The 23,959-nt window shown below is 41.7% G+C and carries 18 protein-coding genes; 9 read left to right on the plus strand and 9 right to left on the minus strand.

The annotated features are described in order from the left end of the window. From H5122_RS14930 to H5122_RS14955, 6 genes are all read right to left on the minus strand, one after another. Positions 1 to 185, minus strand: a 185-nt coding sequence (locus tag H5122_RS14930; protein WP_182712997.1) for a cold-shock protein, incomplete at its 3' end; no start/stop codon positions are given. A gap of 187 nt (positions 186 to 372) precedes the next feature. Then, entirely contained in the window at positions 373 to 582 is a 210-nt protein-coding gene (locus H5122_RS14935) for a cold-shock protein (protein ID WP_024595869.1), read from the minus strand. A 425-nt stretch (positions 583 to 1,007) separates the two neighbouring features. After that, the gene (locus tag H5122_RS14940) at positions 1,008 to 2,012 is read right to left on the minus strand and encodes a YeiH family protein (RefSeq protein ID WP_182672128.1); all 1,005 of its coding nucleotides are present in this window, start codon (positions 2,010 to 2,012) and stop codon (positions 1,008 to 1,010) included. Next, a complete protein-coding gene (locus tag H5122_RS14945; protein ID WP_182672127.1) occupies positions 2,012 to 3,007 on the minus strand; it encodes a TauD/TfdA family dioxygenase in 996 nt (331 codons plus the stop codon). The genes H5122_RS14940 and H5122_RS14945 overlap by 1 nt, the downstream gene beginning before the upstream one ends. A gap of 9 nt (positions 3,008 to 3,016) precedes the next feature. Beyond that, positions 3,017 to 3,979, minus strand: a complete 963-nt coding sequence (locus tag H5122_RS14950; RefSeq protein WP_182682590.1) for an aldo/keto reductase — start codon at positions 3,977 to 3,979, stop codon at positions 3,017 to 3,019. A 215-nt stretch (positions 3,980 to 4,194) separates the two neighbouring features. Next, positions 4,195 to 4,944 carry a GntR family transcriptional regulator gene (locus H5122_RS14955; RefSeq protein ID WP_182682591.1) on the minus strand — a complete coding sequence of 250 codons (750 nt, stop codon included), beginning with the start codon at positions 4,942 to 4,944 and terminating at the stop codon, positions 4,195 to 4,197. 180 nt (positions 4,945 to 5,124) lie between these two features. On the opposite strand from H5122_RS14955, the gene H5122_RS14960 reads away from it, so the two are divergent. The 9 genes from H5122_RS14960 to H5122_RS15000 all read left to right on the plus strand — a co-directional run bounded on the left by H5122_RS14960 (position 5,125) and on the right by H5122_RS15000 (position 18,218). Beyond that, complete coding sequence (locus H5122_RS14960; RefSeq protein WP_310735974.1) at positions 5,125 to 5,892, plus strand: sulfite exporter TauE/SafE family protein; 768 nt, start codon at positions 5,125 to 5,127, stop codon at positions 5,890 to 5,892. Between the two features lie 107 nt (positions 5,893 to 5,999). After that, the gene (locus tag H5122_RS14965; RefSeq protein WP_182674528.1) at positions 6,000 to 8,060 is read left to right on the plus strand and encodes an alpha-xylosidase; all 2,061 of its coding nucleotides are present in this window, start codon (positions 6,000 to 6,002) and stop codon (positions 8,058 to 8,060) included. A gap of 91 nt (positions 8,061 to 8,151) precedes the next feature. Next, entirely contained in the window at positions 8,152 to 9,891 is a 1,740-nt protein-coding gene (locus H5122_RS14970; protein WP_182682592.1) for a solute:sodium symporter family transporter, read from the plus strand. 208 nt (positions 9,892 to 10,099) lie between these two features. Beyond that, the gene (locus tag H5122_RS14975) at positions 10,100 to 12,535 is read left to right on the plus strand and encodes a TonB-dependent receptor (protein ID WP_182682593.1); all 2,436 of its coding nucleotides are present in this window, start codon (positions 10,100 to 10,102) and stop codon (positions 12,533 to 12,535) included. A 209-nt stretch (positions 12,536 to 12,744) separates the two neighbouring features. Continuing rightward, positions 12,745 to 14,334: an alkaline phosphatase gene (locus H5122_RS14980; RefSeq protein ID WP_039486975.1), complete on the plus strand. Its 1,590-nt coding sequence runs from the start codon at positions 12,745 to 12,747 to the stop codon at positions 14,332 to 14,334. An 11-nt stretch (positions 14,335 to 14,345) separates the two neighbouring features. Further along, the gene (locus tag H5122_RS14985) at positions 14,346 to 16,136 is read left to right on the plus strand and encodes an alkaline phosphatase (protein WP_182682594.1); all 1,791 of its coding nucleotides are present in this window, start codon (positions 14,346 to 14,348) and stop codon (positions 16,134 to 16,136) included. A 139-nt stretch (positions 16,137 to 16,275) separates the two neighbouring features. After that, positions 16,276 to 16,989, plus strand: a complete 714-nt coding sequence (locus H5122_RS14990; protein WP_182682595.1) for a hypothetical protein — start codon at positions 16,276 to 16,278, stop codon at positions 16,987 to 16,989. 355 nt (positions 16,990 to 17,344) lie between these two features. Then, positions 17,345 to 17,734 (plus strand): hypothetical protein, encoded by a 390-nt coding sequence (locus H5122_RS14995; protein WP_182682596.1) that lies wholly within the window; start codon positions 17,345 to 17,347, stop codon positions 17,732 to 17,734. Between the two features lie 175 nt (positions 17,735 to 17,909). Then, positions 17,910 to 18,218, plus strand: coding sequence for a hypothetical protein (locus tag H5122_RS15000; protein WP_182682597.1), 309 nt, complete (start codon positions 17,910 to 17,912; stop codon positions 18,216 to 18,218). A gap of 104 nt (positions 18,219 to 18,322) precedes the next feature. Here the strand turns inward: H5122_RS15000 and H5122_RS15005 are convergent, their stop codons facing one another. The 3 genes from H5122_RS15005 to H5122_RS15015 form a co-directional block, all read right to left on the minus strand. Then, the gene (locus H5122_RS15005; protein WP_182682598.1) at positions 18,323 to 20,212 is read right to left on the minus strand and encodes a monovalent cation:proton antiporter-2 (CPA2) family protein; all 1,890 of its coding nucleotides are present in this window, start codon (positions 20,210 to 20,212) and stop codon (positions 18,323 to 18,325) included. 162 nt (positions 20,213 to 20,374) lie between these two features. Next, positions 20,375 to 22,771 carry a PKD domain-containing protein gene (locus H5122_RS15010; protein ID WP_182682599.1) on the minus strand — a complete coding sequence of 799 codons (2,397 nt, stop codon included), beginning with the start codon at positions 22,769 to 22,771 and terminating at the stop codon, positions 20,375 to 20,377. 221 nt (positions 22,772 to 22,992) lie between these two features. Continuing rightward, a complete protein-coding gene (locus tag H5122_RS15015; protein ID WP_182682600.1) occupies positions 22,993 to 23,886 on the minus strand; it encodes a hypothetical protein in 894 nt (297 codons plus the stop codon). Positions 23,887 to 23,959 lie beyond the last annotated feature (73 nt).

A 23,959-nucleotide genomic window follows, 5' to 3' on the forward strand; every position in this document is an offset into this window, starting at 1 on the left:
TGTGGGCCTTTTTGACCTTGAGTAACAGTAAACTGTACACGTTGGCCTTCAGCTAAAGTTTTGAAACCGTCGCCAGAGATTGCGCTGAAATGTGCGAAAACATCAGGACCAGATTCTTGCTCGATAAAACCAAAACCTTTTGCTTCGTTAAACCATTTTACTGAACCAGTAGTTGTATTAGACATAATATGTATCCTAAAAAATTAATATAAGTGTGCCTGAAAAGAGGCGATTGAGCCGGAAAAAATAGTTAATTTGAGGATATCGCGTAGGATTATTACTAAAACAACTCGGTACTAACAAATAAAACAAAACTTCTTTCAAACTAGTATTCAAAATGGGTTATTGCTAACCCATTAAATTGTGTAGCAATTAGATGCTAACAATGTTCTCGGCTTGTGGGCCTTTTTGACCTTGAGTAACAGTAAACTGTACACGTTGGCCTTCAGCTAAAGTTTTGAAACCGTCGCCAGAGATTGCGCTGAAATGTGCGAAAACATCAGGACCAGATTCTTGCTCGATGAAACCAAAACCTTTTGCTTCGTTGAAAAATTTAACTGTACCAGTTGTAGTTGTAGACATAATAGTATCCTAAGGATTAATAAAAGTGCGCCTTAAATTAGGCAATTTAACAGGAAGAAAACATACATTTAACTGAGGATAACGCGAAGGATTATTACTAAAACAACGTGGTACTTACAAATAAATAGGGTTTTCTGTCAACCCGATGCGAGGCAGGATAACAGTAAATTAAAGTATATACCAAGCCCTATTGTAAATTTATTTTAGAGTAAGTACTTTATTTGTTTGTTGTTTTTTTAACTAACTAGTTATGATTAAGATGATATTTTATACTTTTAAAATAAAGGTAAGCTTTGTTTAATCAATGCGTTAAGCTTGTTTTTGTGCGTAGTTTTAGAGTAGGCAAAATACAGCTTTTAATTGGTTGAAACATGACCTAATTACCTACTAAATTTTTTTAGATATACCCTAAATAATGTAATTCTTTAGCTCCAAATTACAAATCCAAGTATTAATAACGCAATCCAAAGTGTTTCAGCCACAATTAAAATAATGGGTTTCATACCTACTTCGGTTAGTTTTCCTAAATTAGTTTTCATACCTATGGCTGAAATAGCAGCAATTAAAAAGAACTGCGAAAGTTCGTTAGCGGTTTCAAGTACTATTGTAGGAACTGAAAAGCAGCTATTTATTACCATAAGTATTACAAAGCCAATTAAAAACCCAGGTACTTTAGGTAACTCTCCGTGTTTTTCTTTATTTGAGCGATTAATAACGACCATCATAATAAGTACAACGGGTAGTAGCATTGCAACACGTACTAGCTTAGTTAGAGTTGCTATATCGCCTGTCTCGGGTGATACCGAATAACCTGCACCCACTACCTGGGCTACATCATGTATTGTGCCACCTAAAAATACGCCTGCATTATGGGCGTCAAACTCAAGATAATTAACCACAATAGGGTAGAGGATCATAGCGAGAGTCGACATAGCTGTTACGCCAATAACGGTTAATAGGGTATCGCGTTCTTTATGTTCGCTGTTTGGCATAATAGACGAGATAGCCAGCGCAGCAGACGCTCCACAAATAGCAACCGAGCCACCTGTTAGTGCACCAAAGCGTTTTTGTAAGCCAAATACGCGCGCTAGCACTACACCTAAAATAATAGTGGTAAATATGGCGCCCGCTAACATAAGTGCTGTTTGCCAACCCAGTGTTACTAAATCTCCCAGTGCTATGCGTGTGCCTAGCAGTACTATACCGACGCGCAAAACCGTGGTACCAGTAAAGTCGATACCTTTGGCGCAAGGGCTATCGCTTTGATACAAAAATGAGACTGCCATACCCAGTAACAAAGCAAACAGCATGGCTGGCGCGCCGTAATGCTCACTCAAAAATAAAGCGGCAAGGCCAGTCATTGCAGCAATGCTGGCGCCTTGCCATAAAGGTGATATTTTACTGCTTAATTTACCACTTAAGCGCTGCATTACGCTTTAGCTGCGGTAAGTGCTACTAACACTTGGCGTTTACGTTCACCTGTAAAAGGGCGACGACCATGCATAGCCATTTCGTTATCAACTAAAGCAACGTCACCGTCTTGCCATGCAAGATCAAAGGTAAATACTTTAGAAAGCTCAACAATTTTATCAAGTCCTGCTTTAGGTATTGCACTACCATCGCCAAAAGTAATGGCGATTGATGGATTTTCGCGTACACCTTTCCAGCCCATGTAAGCGGCAATCAGTTGGTTATAAAAAACCTGTACGTTATTTTCAAGAGTTACTACAGCAGGCAGTACCGGTGTAACGGCTTTTAGTGAGCCGTCTTCAAGCCATTCCCACTCGTAACCAAGTTCGGTTAATTTATTGTGTGCTTCGTCTTTGGTTTCTACACTTAGCGTACTTTTCCAGCTTCGGCCTTGGCCTGATGTTGCGTCGTCAGCGGCTGGCATATAGGTGGTATATTTTAGGCCTTTGTGTTCAAAGTCATGGGCAAGCTTGCTGTCGTATTCTTTTAACGCACTAAATAATTTATCTGATCGGCAAAGAGGTGTAGCACCGCCTTCTTCAGCGGCCGATTTACAAAAAAAGAACAACTTACTTGGCGAAATAGGCGTTTGCGCCATTTCGTGATGCAAGTATATTTCTACATCTTTTGGCGCTTCGTTAGCTGTAAATACACGTTCGGTAAAATTAATTCGTACCGCGTTAGAGAGTGACTCTTTATAGGTAAAGTTTGTGTAGTCAAACCCGGCTGAAAAAGTATCAAAGGTTTCGGCACTATTTATAGGAAAGCCGCGAAACAACACAGCACCTGAGCTGCGAAGTTTTTTAGCCAATTCACTTTTATTTGCGCGAATGAAAGCTACCGCTTCTTCAACGGTGCTGGCGTTATTGTTATTAACCACAATGCACGGAAAAACCGAGTCATCAAACGTTAATTGAGTTGGCACTGAGGCGTAGTTAATTTCGGTAGCTGACATTTTATTATCCTAATCGTAAATTGGGTGAAAACGGTTAAAGGCAGCTTCACAAAAGTGCCCAGGGTCGTTAAACCGGCGATTACTGTTAAGCGCAGAAATTTGCGCCATTTCTTGCTCTGTTAATTCAAAATCAAACAGTGCGAGATTTTCTTTCATGCGTTCAAGTTTTGATGTTTTTGGAATAATGGCAGTGCCGCGTTGCACGCCCCAGCGAAGAACTACTTGTGCTGGCGTTTTGCCATGATTGCGTGCAGCCGCGTTAACAACGCTTTGCTCAAGAACTGATTCAGCTTTATCAGCCATTTCTAGCTCAAGGTATGAAAGCGCACCCAGTGGTGAAAACGCAGTAACCGGAATATCGTACTGCTTTGCGAGTCTTACTAATCGCTCTTGCGTTAAATAAGGGTGCGACTCAATTTGCAACATAGCGGGTTTGATATTTGCGTAGGTCATTAAATCGTGAAGCAGTGCGCTTGAGTAATTACATACCCCAATGCGTTTTGCTTTGTTGTTGTGTACTTGTTCTTCCATTGCTTGCCACGTTAAATACAATGGTACTTTTGAAAGCTCCATTTGTGGGTTTTGCGCTGTAGGGTCAACAAACCACTCTGGTGGATAGCGGGTTTCTATTGGCACAAATGTTTGCGCAATCGGAAAATGAATTAGGTATAAGTCTAGGTAATCTAGCTTTAAATCACTCAGTGTTTTATCAATCGCGAGGCCAACATGCTCTGGTGCATGAAAGGTATTCCACAGTTTTGATGTTACCCATAATTCTTCACGGGTACATAAGCCATCGTTTAATGCTTGGGCGATGCCATCGCCTACTTGTTCTTCGTTACCGTAGTCTGATGCGCAATCAAGATGGCGGTAACCCGCCTTAATGGCTTGGTATACCGTTTGTGCACAATCTTCTTGCGCGACTTTCCATAAACCGAACCCTACTGGAGGGATATTATTTAATGAACTCATTGGGAATTCCTGTTAAAAATGCATAATGACTTAGGTCTTGTATAAGACATAAGTTATTATACGAATCAAACAGTGTCAATACTGTGTTAACAGCAAAGCAGTAAATGGTTCAGTTAAAAAACCTACAGGCAGCAAAAAGGCAGCGTTTGCTGCCTTTAAAAAATATTTAATTATTATGCGCTAAAGTGGGTTTTTAGCACTAAACACGCTTTTAATTAATCAAGTTCAATTTGATAGTGGTAATGATCGCTACGGCATTTGCTTTGGCGGTATTCAATACGTTTACCTTCGATTGATTCGGTAATGCGTGATACCAACAGCAGTGGATCGCCAGCTTTTATAGCAAGCATTTTGGCATCATCCATTGTAGCAAGTACGGCCTTAATACTGTCTTGGGTTTTGTGTACAGTTTGGTTAAATTTGGTCTGATAGTAATGGTACAATGTATGCGGAATATCACTGCTTTGATGTATATCAGGAAAGTAGCTTTGCGGTAGGTATATAGTTTCGCTCATGCAAAATTCGTTATTAAGAATGCGCCTACGAACAAGCTTGGTAACTTTGTCTTTTTTATTGAGTTGTAACGCTTCTATTACTTCAACTGGCGCTGCACAAAGCTCAACCGATAGCAGTTCAGCCTTTGGTAAATCGGCACCTTTACCGTCTGCTTGTAACGGAAAAAACCTAAATAAGGCATCTTGCGCAGTATGCTCTGATACAAACGTACCAACGCCTTGGCGACGAGTTACTATTTTATTGTCGGTTAATAAGTTTAGTGCTTTACGAACTGTACCTTGGCTTACGTTAAATTCTTCAGCAAGGCGAAATTCGCTTGGTAGTGCTTCGCCAGGTAGCCAACGTCTTTCAACAATGAGCTGTTTAATATAATCAGCCACTTGTAAGTAAAGTGGTTGAAAAGCCAAGCTTGGTCCACTTAATTTGTGATCAAACATAGAGTTACTCATTATTATTTACCATTAAATTTAATCCACCTGTAGTTATAGCATAGGTGAAACCTTTTACGCATATTTGCGCTAGCTCAATTAAACGTGAACTACTGCTGTAGTGTTTAATAGGCGCAAAATATACATTATGCCTAAAAACAAATCGTTACACTACAATAGCTCACCCTTAGGGAATTAAAAGTGCTCAGTATATCTTTTGAACTCATTTTGCTTATGGCGCTGTGCCTAAGCCTTGCCACTGTAATGCAAACTCTTAGCGGGTTTGGCTTTGGGTTGCTGGTGGTTGCAAGCTTTACGTTGCTTGATGTATTACCACTTACGGCAACTACATTTTTAGTGAGTTTGCTGGGGTTAGTTAATTCAACAACCGTGGTCGTTAAAAACCGCAGTTCGGTAAAAGTACCCGAGCTAAAACTTATGTTGTATACCGGTATTCCACTAATGCTGTTAGGTTTTGTGCTACTTGAGTATATGTCGTCGCATTTAACACACTATTTAAATTTTGCTTTAGGTGTAAGCATTTTGCTTTGCTGCGCTTTAATGCTGATTGGCCGCGAGCGTGCAAATAAACAAAGTCGTCCTCGTTCATTTTTAATAGCCGGTGGAGTAAGTGGGTTACTTGGTGGGTTGTTTTCAACCTCAGGGCCGCCGCTTGTGTTTCAGTGTTATAAGCAAAGTTGGTCTATTGAAGCTATTCGCAGTACGTTATTAGCGGTATTTACTATTGGTGGACTAGTACGTGTAGGTATCGCTTTATTTGGTACTTTGCCTGGGCTCGACATTATGTTTTTAATTGCAGCGGCTATTCCTTTAGTGTTGCTAGTTACGCATTTTGCTCGTAAATTAACGCCCTACGTTGACGCTAAATGGGTACGTATTATAGCAATTGTATTGCTTGGCCTAAGTGGTATATCGCTGGTGGCAACATCGGCGCCGGGTATATTTTAAAAATCGCGACGTAAATAATTCATCTTGAGTTTATTTACGTTGACATGGGGATTACAATTATTTAACTTGTGTCTTATACAAGACTAATAATTGGTTAAGGAACTCCCATGAATGCATTTGAATTACGTGAGCCAGACTGGAACGCAATAGAGCCAGCACGCTTAACCGCACAGCCAAAGTTACAAGGTAATGTGCTGGTTTTGCCCACTCAGTTTGGTGATATTAGCGTAACGATTAGCCAGTTTGGCTTACGTTTAAATGCAGGCACCACGCATGACGAGCAGTTTAAAATATTAACCACAACCCCATCAGAATGCCCCCTTACACTTAGCAAAAACAATAATGATTACAGTGTAAGTGGTGGCGAATACCGCCTAGAGTTTTACAGTGACCCTTTTCATTTCAAACTTTATAAAAACGATGAGCTAGTACAGCAATCAGCAACTGATGGTCACTTTGTACGCCAGCATCGTTTACCGCCACTGGCTAAAACCGATAACGGCTGGATTTTAAGTCTTGAGCTTAACTACGACGAAGCCGTGTATGGTCTTGGCGAAAAATGGGGCAAGCTTGATAAACGCGGCCAACTTATTCGTTCATACAACCACGATGCGCTAGGTGTTAACGCCGAAAAGTCTTATAAAAATACCCCGTATGCATGGAGCCCAGAAGGCTGGAATTTATTTGTACATACAGCCGCGCCTGTTACACATGGTGTAGGTTATGCGTTATGGTCGCAACGCGCATATGTATGTTTAGTTGAAGACGACGCGCTAGATGTATTTTTATACCAAGAGCAAACACCTGCCCAAAGCATCAACCGTTACTGCGAGCTAACAGGTTTTGCACCGGTACCACCGCAGTGGAGTTTTGGTGTTATTTTATCAAAAGCGTATTACAAAGATGCTGACGAATTACTTAGTGTAGCCCGCGAAGTACGCGCGAAAAACATGCCATGCGATGTAATTACCCTTGATGGCCGTGCATGGCAAGACACCGACACCCGCTTTGCATTTGAATGGGACCCAACACGCTACGCAGACCCAAAACCTGTGCTTGATGAACTAAAAGCGATGGATTTTAAAATTTGTGTGTGGGAATACCCCATGATCTCGGTAAACAACCCATTATTTGCTAAAGCGGCCGAAAACGGTTGGCTAATAAAAGACAAACGCACAGGTAAAGCGTATCAATACGAGTGGGATTTAAGCCCGTTTGGCGAAGTACTTACGCCACTGCCTGAGTCGGGTATTTTAGATTTTACGCACCCTGATGCTTACGAATATTGGCTCGAATCGCATAAGCCTTTGTTTGAGCTTGGCGTAGATATGATAAAAGCGGATTTTGGCGAGCAGCTAGAAGACGACAATATGATATCTCACAGTGGTGACAGCGGTATTAGGCTGCACAACGTTTACAGCATGTTGTACAACCGCTGCGTTTTTGAGGCCGCCGAAAAATACTGTAAAACTGGGCCATTTTTGTTCAGCCGTTCAGCATGGACGGGCAGCCAATGTTTTCCTGCACAGTGGGGCGGCGACCCGCAAGCCGATTGGCAGGGTTTAGCGGCAAGCATTCGTGGCAGTTTAGCGTGGGGTATGTCGGGTGGGCCATTTTTTGCAACCGACATTGGTGGTTTTTACAAAGACACCCGCGACGCAGAACTTTACGTGCGCTGGGCACAAGCTTCAGTATTTAGCGCACATATGCGCTTACACGGTATTGGTCCTCGCGAACCGTGGTCTTACACCGAGCAAGCAAGTGATGCGGTATTTGCAGCACTTAAATTACGCTACCAGTTAATTCCGTACTTACAAACATGTGCAGAGCAAGCGCAGCAAACAGGCTTGCCGGTTCAGCGTGCCATGGCATTGGCATTTCCTGATGATGTACTGGCGCATAGTTTTGATCAGCAATTTATGTGCGGTGAAAAATTACTGGTTGTGCCGTGTGTAGTACCAAACGGTAAAGTTAAGTTTTACTTACCGCAAGGTAATTGGATTCGCTTCCCCGATAAACAAGTTTACGAAGGGAGTAAGTACTACGAGCACACACTCGCACTTGAAGAGATGGCAGTATTTGTACGCGAAGGCGACAGCCTAATGCTTGGCCCAGAGGTTCAACACACAGAGCAAGACATGAGCCAATTAACAGCATGGCCTAAATAAAACTCGGCTTAATAAAACACACACAACACACACAATAATAAAGATATTAGCTTACTTTTTACCGAGTAAAGTAAGCTAAAAGGGGCGCAAGATGGAAGGTATGAACATTACCATAACACTGCTATCGTGCTTGGCGTTTATGGCGCTGGTGGGATATATCTCGTACCAAAAAACCAAAGGGGAAGTTAACACCCAAGATGGCTACTTTTTAGCGGGTCGTGGGTTAACAGGTACATTTATAGCAGGGTCAATGATCCTCACTAACTTATCGGCCGAGCAACTAATTGGCCTTAATGGCTCAGCCTATGGTTACAACCTAAGCTCAATGGCGTGGGAAGTAACCGCAGGAGTATCAACCATTATTATGGCGTTGATCTTTTTGCCTCGTTATCTAGCGGGCGCGTTTTCTACCTTACCTGAATTTTTACGGGATCGTTTTGACGATACCGTACGACGCATGACGGTGATCTTATTTATGGTAGGGTATTGTTTTATAACGATCCCTTCTGTTTTGTACTCAGGATCAATTGCCGTACTTAGACTTTTTGATGTACCCACCTTATTAAATATGAGCTACCAAGCAAGCCTAATTGTGACCATTATTACAGTGGGCTCAGTTGGGGCTATTTATGCTGTATTTGGTGGTTTAAAGGCGGTTGCGGTCTCAGATACCATTAATGGTGTTGGGTTACTTATCATTGGTATTTTAGTGCCAACACTGGGCTTAATTGCATTGGGTGATGGTAGTTTTTCAGAAGGGTTAAGCACCCTAGTAAACACCGACACAGAAAAGCTCAATGCTATTGGTAGTAGCGATGATCCCGTGCCATTTGGCACTATTTTTACAGGGATGATCTTAGCTAATTTGTTTTATTGGGGCACTAATCAGTATGTGATCCAGCGCACATTGGGCGCTAAAAACTTAGTTGAAGGTCAAAAAGGGGTGTTGTTTTCAGGGTACTTTAAAGTGCTAGTACCGTTTATGATGATGATCCCTGGCGTTATTGCTTACCATCTTTATAAACACGAAAGCCTGCCAACTATCGACTTAGCTTACCCACATTTGGTAAAAGAAGTGCTTCCACAGTATTTATCTGGCTTCTTTTTGGCCGTATTGCTAGGTGCTGTATTTAGCTCATTTAATTCATTGCTCAACAGCGCGGCGACCTTATTTTGCTTAGATGTTTATAAGCCAATGAAAAAAAATAAGGTAACAGACAGCCAACTTATAAAAGTAGCCAAAATTACCAGTATTGTTATTGCCATATTGTCGTTTATAACTGCGCCATTATTGATGTTTGCACCTGAAGGTTTATGGCACATTATTCGTGTGTTTACAGGTTTTTACAACATTCCGGTCATCACAATTGTATTGGTTGGTTTGTTTACTCGAAAAGTGCCTGCACTGGGCGCTAAAGTCGCGATTATATTCCATATTATTGCCTATACCTTGCTTAAATTTGTATGGGATGTAGACATTAACTTTATTCATATTTACGCCATTTTGTTCTTAATTGAATTGGCAATAATGTTGGGTATTGGTTACTACAAACCCCTTAAAACACCATGGCAATTTACACGCAAAGCCGAGGTAGACCTTAATCCTTGGAAATACGCATTACCTTGCGCAATTGTATTAGTAGGCTTGATTGTTAGCTTGTATATATTGTTTTCGCCGCTCGGATTGGTTGGTGGAACCAGTGTGTACTTTGTACCAAGTTTAGTTGTTGTTTGGTCTACTGTTTTAGTGCTTAGCTGGTGGAGTGTACGTCGTTGGCAGGTTCGTTACGAAAATAGCTTAGCGCATATTGGGATTCCAAAGGCCGTATAACATGCGGCTGAATCCTCATTACTTAATTTAAAATTACATTTTATTCACATAATGATTGCATTAGTAAGATAGTTTGTTTAAATTTAAAGCTCTTATATAAGATATAAGAGCTTTAAGGAAAGTATCACACACTGACACCGCTTTTTAGCAACCCACACAATTGCTAGCGCGGTACCACACAGCACACACGCACAATATGGAGAATGACATGAGAGCTAAAAAGTCCGTCTTAAGCTTGGCAGTCACGTTAGCAATGACAACCGGTTTAGCGCTTAGCGCGCAGGTACATGCACAGCAAGAGCAAACCGAGCAAGAACAACAAAAAACAGAAACAGCTAAAAATGATACATTTGAAAAAATAGTCGTTACTTCACAAAAAAGAACGCAAAGTTTAAACGAAGTACCTGTTGCGGTATCGGTACTTAATAGCGATCAAATTAATTCAGCTTTTGCTAATAACATGGAAGGCTTACAGTCGCTTGTTCCTTCGGTTAGCTTTAGAAAAGGCACCACAACCCGTAACTCAGCGCTAACAGTGCGCGGTATTGGTACTATTTCATTTAGTATTGCTGCCGAGCCAAGTGTGGCAACTGTTGTTGATGGTGTGGTACTTGGCCGCTCGGGTCAAGCATTTGCCGATTTATACGACGTAGACCGCATTGAAGTATTACGCGGGCCACAAGGTACGTTATTTGGCAAAAACGCCTCAGCAGGTGTGGTAAATATTACCACTAAAGATCCGTCGTACGACACAACCGGCAGCGTAGAAACTTCGTTTTATCAAGATAACGAATACCGTTTTAAAGGCGTTATAAGCGGCGGTTTAACCGACGATTTAGCCGCTAGCCTAACGGTATTTAAAGGCAAGTTTGACGGTTACATTGATAACGTTTACAACAACGAAAAAGTAAATGGTTACGACCGTGAAGGTGCACGTGCTGTATTTAAATACGAGCCAGAGGACGACTTAAGCGTAAAGTTTATAGCTGAGTTTTATAACGCAGATGATGACTGTTGTGCCGACTTAGAAGCCCTGCCAAGTGGCCGTAATCCTGATTCAAAAGCAGCGCCAAACAGTAACGGCATTGTGGATGGCGTAGCCGATATTGACCTAGACCAGCGCAAAGTTGACCATGACTACGAGTCGCGCACAATTGACGAACATAGCGCATTTTCGGTGCAAGTTGATAAAACAATTGGCGACTATACGTATACTTCAATTACAGCGCAGCGTTCGTGGGATAACACAGAATACCGCGAAGGCGACTTTACCTCAATTGCAGGCGACAGCAGCGAGCCGGTATTTGGTGCGCCGTTTCAGTTACATGATATTGGTGCACAGCAATGGGATCAGTTTTCACAAGAGTTTAGAGTTACATCAAACCTAGCTGGGCCATTTAATTATGTTGCCGGCTTATTTTATTGGAACATGGATTCACAACGTAACTTTACCCGCGATGCAAGTTGTCAAAATAATGGTGGCCAGCTTGATAGCGCAATGGCTTTTTACGCGCAAAATAACTTATCGGGCGCTGAGCTTGATACAGCACTTGCTGACTTAGAAGGTTACACACAAAGCCTAGGCGTTAGCTGTAACGCAAACGATATTGTATCGGCCACTGCTTTTATGAGCACAGAATTTAATAACTGGGCAGCCTTTGCCGATGGTACCTACGATTTATCTGAAGATTTACGTGTTTTATTTGGTATTCGTTACACCGACGATGAAGTGTCTTACACGCATCGCCGTGTAAGTAATGATGTATATGGCCGCACCGGTGTAGGCGTGCGCCCAGCTACACTTAATACAGATGATGAAGGCAAAGCCGAAGAAACCAACGTATCGGGTCGTTTAGGTATGCAATACGATTTAGGCGATGGCCAAATGGTATACGGTACTTACTCGCAAGGTTACAAAGGCCCTGGTTTTAATATTTATTATAACTTTAATCCAGATAACGACAGCCGTGAAATAGCACCTGAAGAGTCAGACGCTTATGAAATAGGCTACAAATACGCAAGCCGCGAATTTGTATTTAACATGGCTCTTTTTAGAACCGAAATTGAAGGCTTTCAAGCTAACAATTTTGACTGTTCAGACGGCACCTGTATTACGCGCTTAACCAATGCGGGCGACGTAAGTACACAAGGTGTTGAAGTTGACTTTATGTGGGCTGCAACAGAGTCGCTAACGCTTACCGGTGGTGTTGCTTATATTAAAGCTGAAATTGACGAGTTTAATTGTCCGGCAGAGGTAGCTGCTGGCTCGTGTACTGACCGCTCAGGTTTAGATGTCCCATTTTCGCCAGATCTTAAATACTCACTAACGGCTGATTACTTTATTGAAACCGACCATGGTTTTAACGTACACATAAACAGCTCATACATTTACACCGATGAGCAATACTCAGACCTACCAGACAACGTAGGCGAATTTAATCCAGCTGCTTTATTACCAGATTACGGTATATTAAACGCAAGTGTGGGTTTATCGTTTAAAGATGACGCGTTTAGAGTATCGCTTATTGCTAAAAACTTAACCGACGAAAGCTACGTAACTACCTACAGTGGCGATAACTTCCGTTATCAAATACCGCGCGATGCAGAGCGCTATTTTGGGGTATCGTTTAAAGCACGTTTTTAATATTTAAATAACTCCCTCAATAATTTCCCTTAAAAGCGCAACGTTTAACGCGTTGCGCTTTTTTTGTGACTTATTTTTGTAATAGTTTAGTCATCTTACTTTCATCAAAATTACCTTTATCAGTCACATCTGTTTTCTATAGTGCAGCGGTTGATCTTTTTTGTGTTTACACATTTCAAAAAATAACCACTAAACAATGGGAATTACGGATGAAAATTAAAAAAGTCGCTGCGGCAATCGCGCTAACATTTGCGTTTAGCGCAGTTAGCCATGCTGACGTACTACCGCAAAGCCAAAAAGACAGCAGCTGGTATAGCGCTGCGCAAACTAAACTAACAACAAAAACAGCACAAGCGCAGGCTACACAAGCCACTAAAGCTAAAAACGTTATTTTATTTGTGGGCGATGGCATGGGTATATCTACTCTTACCGCCGCGCGTATTTTGCAAGGGCAGCGTAATAACCAATCTGGCGAAGAAGGTTATTTAAGCTTTGAAGAGTTCCCATACTCTGCACAAGTTAAAACGTATAACGTAGATGCGCAAACTCCCGATTCAGCAGGCACGATGACGGCTATTATTTCGGGTGTAAAAACCGATGTGGGCGTTATTGGTGTAGACGAAGATATTGAACGCGGCGTGTGTTCAACAGTGGCAGGTAACGAGCTAATTACCGCGACTGAATTGGCTGAAATTAAAGGGCTATCTACCGGTATTATTTCTACAGCACGTATTACGCATGCAACTCCTGCTGCCACGTATGCTAAATCGGCTGACCGTAACTGGGAAGACGTATCAGATATGCCAGAAGATGCCGTAACGGGTGGCTGTGAAGACATTGCATCGCAACTGGTTAACTTTGAAAAAAACCTAGAAGCACGATTTGTAGGTACCGACGTAGACGGCCTTGATTTTGTAATGGGTGGCGGTCGTCGTCACTTTTTACCAAAAGACGAAACGGCTAACTCAACAGATGCAGTAAGCGCTATAGAAGGCGACCGTACTGACGAGCGCAACTTAGTAACTGAGTGGCAAACACAATACCCAGATGCTACGTACGTAATGGATCAAACAGGCTTTGATGCAATAGCAGACGACGCCACTAAAGTATTTGGTTTATTTAACGAATCCCACATGCAATACGAAGCTGACCGCGCAAACGATGTAGCGGGCGAGCCTTCACTTACCGATATGACCACTAAAGCAATTGAAGTGCTTGGTAAAAACGATAACGGATTTTTCTTAACGGTTGAGTCGGGTCGAATTGACCACGCGCACCACGCGGGTAATGCATACAACGCGCTTAACGACACCATTGAGTTTGCTAAAGCCGTGCAAGCAGCAGTAGATAACACCAACCCAGAAGAAACCCTTATTTTAGTAACCGCCGATCACAGCCATGTATTTACTATTGCAGGCTACCCTAAGCGTGGTAATCCAATTTTAGGTCAAGTAGTTGCAGTAGGCGAAACTACTCCAAGCTTAGCCGCCGACGATATGCCGTACACCACAGTCGGTTACGCAAATGGCTTAGGTTTTAGAAATCTAGGCGACGAGACTGATGCTGATGCAAGCTACACAAGTGCTGCTGTAGCAGGGCGTGTTGAGCTAAATGGCGTTGATACAACAACCCCAGGTTTTCACCAAGAAGCAACTGTACCAATGGGGTCAGAAACACACGCAGGTGAAGACATATCTTTACATGCAAAAGGTCCTGGTGCTCAGCTAGCACAGGGCGTAATTGAACAAAACGTTGTATTTCATTTAATTAATCAAGCTCTTGAACTAACTCAGCAATAATGGCGGCTAACATGAACAAATTAACGGTACTTTCTTTGGCAGTAATGGTCGCGCTTGCAGGTTGCTCGAGTGACGATAACAAAAATGAAAATAATATTATCGCAGTAGATAACGCTATTGCAGTAGGCTCTGAGCAGTGTATTAATGGCGGTGTAGAGACGCAAGTAGGCGCAGATATCAATAATAACGACGTGCTAGACAGCGACGAAGTTAATTCAACTAATTTAGTGTGTAATGCACCTGCAACGTCGTTAACTACCGAGCAGTTAGCCTCACTCACTAGTAATACGTGGTTTAGTGAAGCACAAACAAAATTAGGCGCTGCACAAACAGCCAGTAGCAACATTGTTACAGAATCAGGCAAAGCTAAAAACGTAATTTTATTTGTGGGCGATGGTATGGGTATTTCTACCATAACCGCAGCACGTATTTTAGCGGGTCAGTTAGAGGGCGAAATGGGTGAAGATCACCAGTTAAGCTTTGAAACTATGCCTTTTTCGGGCTTTGTAAAAACATACAACGTAGATGCGCAAACGCCAGATTCGGCAGGCACTATGACCGCAATGGCATCGGGCGTTAAAACCGACGCAGGCGTTATTGGTATTGATGAAGCGGTTGAGCGTGGTAATTGTGCATCAGGCAAAGGGCACGAACTTGTTACCTCGTTAGAGCTTGCTGAAATTGCAGGCAAAGCAACAGGGATTATTTCTACAGCGCGTATTACTCACGCAACACCCGCTGCAACGTATGCTAAATCGGCAGAGCGTAACTGGGAAGATATCTCCGATATGCCAGAAAGTGCCGCAACATGTGAAGACATTGCATCGCAACTGGTTAATTTTGAAGCCAACCTAGAAGCACGCTTTAGTGGTGTTGATGTAGACGGTATTGACGTAGTAATGGGCGGCGGTCGTCGTCACTTTTTACCAAAAGATGCCGCGTTTAATTCAGCCGATGCAGTAAGTGCTGTTGAAGGGGATCGAACAGATAACCGCGACTTAACCGCAGAGTGGAAAACGCAATATCCAAATGGCACGTACGTAATGGATCAAACCGGTTTTGATGCAATAAGTGACGACGCCACTAAAGTGTTTGGCTTATTTAACGAATCCCACATGCAGTACGAAGCTGACCGCGTAAACGATGTTGCAGGCGAGCCTTCGCTTTCACAAATGACCGGAAAAGCAATAAACGTACTTGATAACAACGAGCAAGGTTTTTTCTTAACGGTTGAGTCGGGTCGAATTGACCACGCGCATCATGCGGGTAACGCTTATAACGCGTTAAACGACACTATTGAGCTTGCCAAAGCCGTTAAAGTGGCGATGGAAAACACCAACCCAGAAGAAACATTAATAGTTGTAACTGCCGATCACAGCCATGTATTCACCATTGCCGGTTACCCTAAACGCGGTAACCCAATTTTAGGTAAAGTGGTTGCAGTAGGTGCAACTGAGCCAAGCTTAGCTGCCGACGATATGCCTTATACAACGGTTGGTTACACCAATGGTGGTGGCTTTAGAAATCTAGGTAGCGAGACTGATGCCGATGCAGGTTACGCCTTTGCACCGGTTACAGGGCGTGTTGATTTAACAGATGTTGATACAACAACACCTGGTTTTCATCAAGAAGCACTGGTACCAATGGGCTCTGAAACACATGCCGGTGAAGACGTAGGCGTTTATGCAATGGGACCTGGTGCACACTTGGTAACAGGCACAAACGAGCAAAGCTTTTTATTCCATGTAATGGACTTTGCCGCTGACTTTGTAAAAACCGCAGACGAAAAACTAGCGCAATAAATACCGGCTAGTTATAAATTTAGTTAAATATATCTAAATAAAAAACCCCGCATACTGTGCGGGGTTTTTGTCATTAAACTGACATTTATAATCGTTATGTTATTGCCATAAACTTGAAATATAAATAAGAGATAGCTAAATGAAAAAAGCGTTATTAATAATTGCCACGCTTGTAAGTACAAGTAGCTTTGCCTCGCAATGTGATATTGATGCCAAGCAATTAAAAGCGGATTATAAAATTACCAACAGCCATAAAGCGCAGCAAAGTAGCGAGTCACTTACCCTTTGGCGAAACAACCAGCAAGTAGCGCATCAAAGTGAAGTAATAACCGAGCTTTGGCAGCACTTAGCTAATAATCAAATACGACCAATACGTTATTTTAACGCCCAGCAACGCGGTATTGAATACCAACCATCTGAGGTACGCGGCGTACAAAACTGGAGTGCTAAAAGCCAGCTGGTGGATAACCACCTAATCGAAAAAATGACCTTAGTAAGCACACAAGGCAAAGGTTGCGATGAAGTAAAAAACTATACACTGAGCGAAAATGGCAACGACTTTAACCTCGCCTTTTATACGCATTCAAAATTAGTTAAAACATTTAGTATTAGTAATAAAAAAAGCCAAGCAACTACCTTACTTAGCCTTAATAAGGTAAGCACTGATGAGCCATTAATTAGTGCTCAATTTGCACAGTGGGATCGTTTTCAAACCACCGACTACGCCGATATTGGCGATAACGAAGGCGACCCGTTTTTAGCTAAAATGATAAACCTAGGTTTTATTGAGCACAGCGCAACTGGCTTTTATAACCAGCAGGGTGAGGCTATTCAAGGTGGACATCACCACTAGGTTTTAAATGCTGTAGCTCATAGTTAACCTTACTGTTTTGAAGATTAAGCTTATACTTCAGCAGATAGGCGACTATGGGCTACAATTAAGTATTTAAGATTAAATAACAGCTATTAAAGTAACTCTCCCCCCCCTCATTTCCAAAATAACTACCCGCCGCATAATATTTATAGTTGGTAATAATTTACACTATTTGATATTAATAGAAGTTCACATAATAGGGACGTTTTTTGTGAGATAAGGAAATGTTCTTTGAGGGTCTTTGATATGCTTAACCTGAGTTCAATATCATTAATGTTGCGAGTATTCGGGAAGTGTATGGTTATCAGTGTAACAAAGGATAGAAAGAGGCAAAATGAGAAAAGTAAATTGGATTAGTGCTCCGCTTGGGATAAAAGGTAACCTTGAAGCTTGGAAGTCTTTTATGGATAGTAATTATCCTAGCCCCACTATTGGGAATGTACACTTAATCACCTATGATAATGGCGAACGTGTGGGCTATTTATATAAAGGTATTCATTCTGTGTCAGGTGAAAATTGGTGGGAGAGGGTTAAAGAAGAAGTCATAGATTCCTATTTTGATACATGGTTAAGTCGTGCTGTGGCAGGTAGGGAAGACTCTGTTCTTGAAGGAATGACTCAAGCATTAGATCCAGAAATAAGGTCAAGTATGGAATCTCTCCATGATGAGGGCTTTGATGATGAAATTTTAGCTGATTTTGCTCATCAAATGAGTAAGCGATAAATTCTAATTATACGCATGGATTTTTAAGGATTAAAAATTAATATAAAAATGTAGGGTTCGGTTTAAAGCCCATTAGAAGTGTTTTGAATCGTGCGCAGGTTCGCTAAGATGTGTAACACAAACCATATTGCTTCGTTCCAATTTTTAAAAACTTGTAAAGTATTTAGGAATCTAAATGAATAATGATGATTTAATTAAAGCTATTCAACGTGTTGGTATGGGGACATTCGTAAAATATTATGAAATTTTCTGTGACTCAAATATATCGTCGGAGGATTTAATTGAAGGCTTTATTAAACTAGAAAGATATAGTGCAAACTCCGCAACTACTAAAACTAACTCAGCTCGAAGAATTTTAAAGCACGATCTAGGGGTAAAGGCACTATTAATTATCGCTGAAAGTAATAATACTGAAAGTTGGGTTGTTCCTAAGGCGGAGTTCTTAATAAAACAAACAAACCGTGAGCCACTTAAACAGATCTAAAATAGCTGTTTTTTGCTTGAGTCTAGTAAATATAAGCAACTATTTATTTGCCTCCTAACGAGGCAATACCATCGCATTGAAAATATAAACTCAACTATCTGATGCTACTCCAAATGAGCATCATCAGGCTTTTTAGGTTTACTCGCTACTTCTGTTAAGCCGTCTTCGCAATCGCCGCTGTCGCAGGTATTTAAATCGCTTTGTGCTTGTTTATCTTGTTGCAGCACTTGTTTTAAATCTTCCATACGTTGGCGAACTGCTACGCCGTAGCTGGCGTCGTCTCCCCATAATGCAGCAAGTTGCAGTACTGCAGCGCGGTCGTGGTCTCTAAATAGCTTACCAGCACGTTCTGCATCTTGCTTAGTGTTACCTAGTAACTCGAGTGCTTCTACAGCAAGGTTAATAGCTGAGTCGACGGTTTCGCGGTTAAACGCATCTACTTTTAAATTAAGTAACTGATACGCATGGCGGCGGTCGATTGCGCGAGCAACAATTTTTAACTGCGGGTAGTTTTTATGGGCGAGCTTAATTATCTCAATGGTTTTATCGGGGTTATCAATTGCAATTACCAGCATTTGCGCGGTGTGCGCGCCTGCGGCTTCAAGGAGTTCTTGGCGTGCGGCATCGCCATAAAATACGGTGTTACCAAAACGGCGTAGTAATTCTATTTGGCTAGGGCTGTGATCAAGTACGGTAATTTCGTAGCCTTGCGCGTGCAGTAAACGCCCCATAATTTGACCAAAACGTCCGTAGCCCGCAATAATTACGTGCTTAGCGGTGCTAATTTGCTCTGGCTTATCAAACTCAGGTAAAGCACTGCTGCTGCGTTTTTGTATTTGCTCATAAACCATAAGTAATAACGGCGCTATTAGCATTGATACCGCCACAACTAAGGTAACAAGGCTGGTTTGCTCGGGCGTTAAAATACTTAAGGTTGTGGTTACGCTTAACAGTACAAAGGCAAATTCACCCCCTTGGGCAAGCGCTAAGGCAAATAATAATTGCTGTTTGCTGTTAATTTTAAAGGTAACGGCAAGGGCAAATAAAATGCAGGCTTTAACTACAATAAGTAAAACCACTAAGGCAATAACAGTACTAAACTCGTTAAATAGCAGCTCAAAGTTAATTGATGCGCCAACAGTTATAAAAAACAATCCTAAAAGTAAGCCTTTAAAGGGTTCTATATCGGCTTCTAATTCGTGTCTAAATTCACTCTCGGCAAGTACAACGCCGGCTAAAAATGTGCCCAAAGCAGGCGATAAACCAATACTTTGCATAACCAGCGCGATAGCGACCACTAAAAACAGTGCAAAAATAGTAAATATTTCACGCATGTGTGTTTGGGCAATGTATCTAAATAACGGGGCCGATACATATTTACCACCGGCAATAATAGCGGCAATAACCGCGACCGATACACATACTTGTTGCCATACAGGCCAGCTTGCAATAATCGAATCGCTGATTTCTTTTGTGCTAGTTTGCGGGGCAAATGCAAGCAATGGCAATAGGGCTAAAATAGGGATAATTGCGATGTCTTGAAACAGCAATACCGAAAAAGCGTTTTGTCCGGCTTCTTGCTTTAGCCAGCCTTTTTCTTCAAGACTTTGCAGCACAATAGCGGTAGAGGAGAGCGCCAGCATTAAACCAATGGCGAGTGCGGTTTGCCAATGCATGGCAAAAAACCAATAACAAAATGCAAAAATTGCCGCTGCCGTTAACACAACTTGCAAGCCGCCAAGCCCTAAAATAGAGTGGCGTAATGTCCATAAACGCGAAGGTTGTAGTTCAAGGCCCACTAAAAACAGCATCATTACTACGCCAAATTCAGCGAAGTGCATTACATCTGTTTGATCGCCCACAACACCCAGCGCATAAGGGCCAATGAGTATACCGGCAATTAAATAACCTAACACTGAGCCAAGTCCGACTCGTTTTGCAATAGGGACAGCTACAATGGCTGCTGCTAAGTAAATTAAAGCAATTTCTAACACGCGTTTATCCTAATAACATCAAGGCTTTTAGAATGGCTTAGCTGCTTATAAAATACAATGGATTATATGGCTCAAAGTTGCTTATTTATCAGTAGCTATAACACTAATGGTTATAACTACTGGGCTAAAAATAGCACTTTATGTTGAAGGGCTTGTTGGGGACTAAATATTACAAATACTTATAATTGCTGAGCTTGGTTGGCCTGAATCAGAATGGTAAATAGTAATGTTTGAGCTGATTGTATTTTCAACGCTTGTTTCAATTACTGTTACTTCAAATTCGGCTGATGCAGGTAGGTCGATATCCAATTCGCTATCGAGGTAGGTACTTCCGCTTTTTTGCAAAGTAAGTGGTTTTGTTTGATCAAAGCTAAATTGAAAGCTATCTGACGCTAAAAGTGTATCTACCATGTTAAAACGTAAATTAACGGTGTCGGGGCCTGAAAACTCAGCACACACAAATACCGAAACCTCAACAGCCTGTAAAACGGGCATGCTATTTTGGCCTATATCCACAGTAAAGTTGCTTTGCGTAATTGCTACAGAGTTATATTCCCCAGCTGCAAGCCTTTGATCTGCTGTTGTTATCGTTATTTTTTCGCCTTGCGCTAAATTAACCTCTTCATCAAAAAAGCCATTTGTGTTGGTGCTGTACTGCTGTCCATTAATTGTTAGCTGTGCATTGCTTATAGCCGCTTTTTGCACATTAGTGAGTTGCCCTTTAATACGACCGGTAAGTTGTGCAGAGTTAGTTACTATAATTGAAAATTGCACACTTTTTGAAAATCCATCAGCATCAGTTGCTACAACGGTTAGCGTGTAACTACCAGTCATATCGGCGATAAATTCGGTAATATTTTGGTTTGTATTGCTTAAGCTGGTACTCGAGCCTGAAGGGGCTGATAGTGTCCATGCGTAATCGAGAGTGGTTCCCTCTGGGTCGTAACTTTGGCTTACATCAAATTTAACTGCATTGCCCACTACATCGTAGCGTGATTGCTCCCCCGTGAAGCTAATTACTGGCAATGCGTTTTGTATTACATCAATTGTTAGGGTTTTTGTGTCAGAGAACTGCACGCCATCGTTAGTGCGTAACGAAATAACTACTTGTCCCTCTACTGATGCGCTAAACGTTGGTTTTGATATTGTATTACTGCTAAGCGTTGCTTGGCCTTGCGACGAAATGATCTCCCATTGGTAGCTTAGTGGCTGGCCTTCTGGATCGTAACTAGTTGAGGCATCAAGTAAAACTTGTTCATCAACCGTTATGGAGGTTTCATAAGTTACTAAAGCAATAGGCTTTTTATTGCTACTGGCGTGCAGTACTGAGGTTGCTTGGTTTGAGCTTAATTGCCCATCAGACACTGTAAGCACTACAACGTAATCGCCTTCTTTATCGGCAACAATAGAGGGCGTTGCTGATGTGTTGTTAGTCAGTTGCGATGCACTATTTACAGGCTTGGCTTGTAATTGCCAGTTATAACTCAGCGTATCTCCGTCTGGGTCGCTACATTGTTGGCACTGCAAAGTGGTTGATTCGTTTAACGTAATATCACGTTCGGATTCAAGTGTTGCAACGGGGGCTTTATTACTTGTGGTAACAGTTAAAGTAACTGATGCGGTATCGCTTTTGTTTTGTTGGTCGGTAACAGTGAGTGAAAGCGCGTAATCTCCAGCTGTTGACGCTGAAAATCCAGCGGTATGATTTTGCATGTTTGAAAGAGCTGGTGTGCTGCCCTGGGGTTTTTCTGTAATTGCCCACGCATAACTAAGCGTATCGTTTTTATCGGGATCAGTACTTTGGTTACCATAAAGTGTAACAACTTCATTTGGGGCAATTGTTTTATTTTCTACGTTTATAACCGCTTGTGGTGATGAGTTAGAATTAAGCGATTCACTTTTTATGAGTACGACAGTGCTTGCTGTATCACCTTGTGAATCAGTAACGGTAAGCTCAACTTTAAACTCGCCTATTTCGTCTGCAACAAACTGGCTTTTAACTTGAGTCGCATTTTCAAGCGTTGCATTACTTGCTACAGGCTTAGTAATAAACTGCCATTTGTATTGATTAATGGCGCCGCTGGTTGTGCTACTTTGCGCGCCATTTAAAAGCACAACATCACCTTGTTTAACGGTTTGTGTGCTACCTGCGTTAGCAATTAGTTGGGTATTTGCAGTAACGGTGAGTTGTTTTTGTGCAGGTGTGCTTGAAAGCTTGCCGTCACTCACGGTTAATACTAATTGGTACTCTTGTGCTTCATATACTGAAAACTCAACGGTACTTTCATTATTAACCGTAATCGGTATTTCTACTTGTTCGTTTTTGCTGACTAATTGCCATTGATAAGTGAGTGCATCGCCATCGGGGTCACTACTTTGTGCTGCGCTAAACACGAGGGCGGTATTTACTTTAAACTCCGATTGCTCGGTGGTAATAACCGCAATAGGCTTTGTATTAGTGCTGAGCGGTTTAGTTACTGTTTTGGAGTCTGAGCCACCAGAGCCACATGCAACAAGCGTGAATAGAGTCGTGATTAGAATTAAGAGCTTCCATTTCATAGTATTAATATCCTTTTAATAAGTTGAATACTAATATGTACCGAAATTAGCTATAAAGCAAAAAATAAATCAAATAAGTACTTTTTATATTATTTTTGGAAATAGTTAACGCGAAACAGTGCTACTTTTGAATCATTTATACATTGAGGGGGAGTGTTTTATGCCCTGATTGATAGGGCATAAAGTATATTAAATGGCAGTTGAATAACGCTTAAATAAAGTTAGTCAGCTACTTTTACTGAACCGCTAATATTATCGATACTTACATCGCCCGAGCCCGACTCAGTAATAGTCAGCCCCTTTGCATGATTAACGCGAATATCACCCGAACCGTCTTCAATTGTTACGCTTGAGCCAATATGCTCAATGATCATGTCGCCAGAGTTATCATCAACATTTACTGCACCGCTTATATGGCTTATCACTAAATCACCCGATCCATCTTCAACGTTTAGCGAACCGGTTATGTTGCTCACGTGCATTTCGCCAGAACCATCGTCAATAGTTGCATTACCGCTTACGTTGTTAATGTGAATACTGCCAGAGCCGTCGGTTAATTCTAAATTACCTGCGATGTTTTCAAGGTTTACTTCACCTGAGCCATCGTCAACAGTTAGGTTTTTAGCACCGCTTATAGTTAAGTCCCCCGAGCCGTCTTTTACATCAATATTGCTTTGCATAGCACTTATTAAAATGTCGCCAGAGCCATCATCAATATCTAAATTTAGATTACTTGGCACAGTAACCACTAAATTAATACTTGGAGATTGGCCACTGTAAAAGCTAATGCCATTACGGCTTTTATTTTGGGCAACAAGCTTTGCCTGTTTACCGTCTTGCTCGAGCGTTAGCTCGTATTCGTCTTCAATGTCGGCTGTGTAAATAGTGGCATCAACACTAATGCTGGTGGCCGTTTTTGAGCCTTTTATTTCAAGGCTACCTGCGCCGCTTAACACATTTAAATATTCAAGATTATTGCTTGGCAGTGATAGTTGTTTAGTTTGTTTTACCGAGGCAACGCTTGGCGATATATGAAATACACAGCCACTTAATAATAAAATGCCGCCAATAAGTGAAAGTGGTTTTGCAATGCTTAATTGTGTTGATGAGCTCATGTTTAGTCCTTTGGTATTTATTGTTTGTATTTATATAAACAATATAGAGCAAAAATGAGGCCGAAATGTAAGC

It is taken from the genome of Pseudoalteromonas sp. SG43-8, assembly GCF_014164245.1.
Classification (GTDB): Bacteria; Pseudomonadota; Gammaproteobacteria; order Enterobacterales; family Alteromonadaceae; genus Pseudoalteromonas; species Pseudoalteromonas distincta.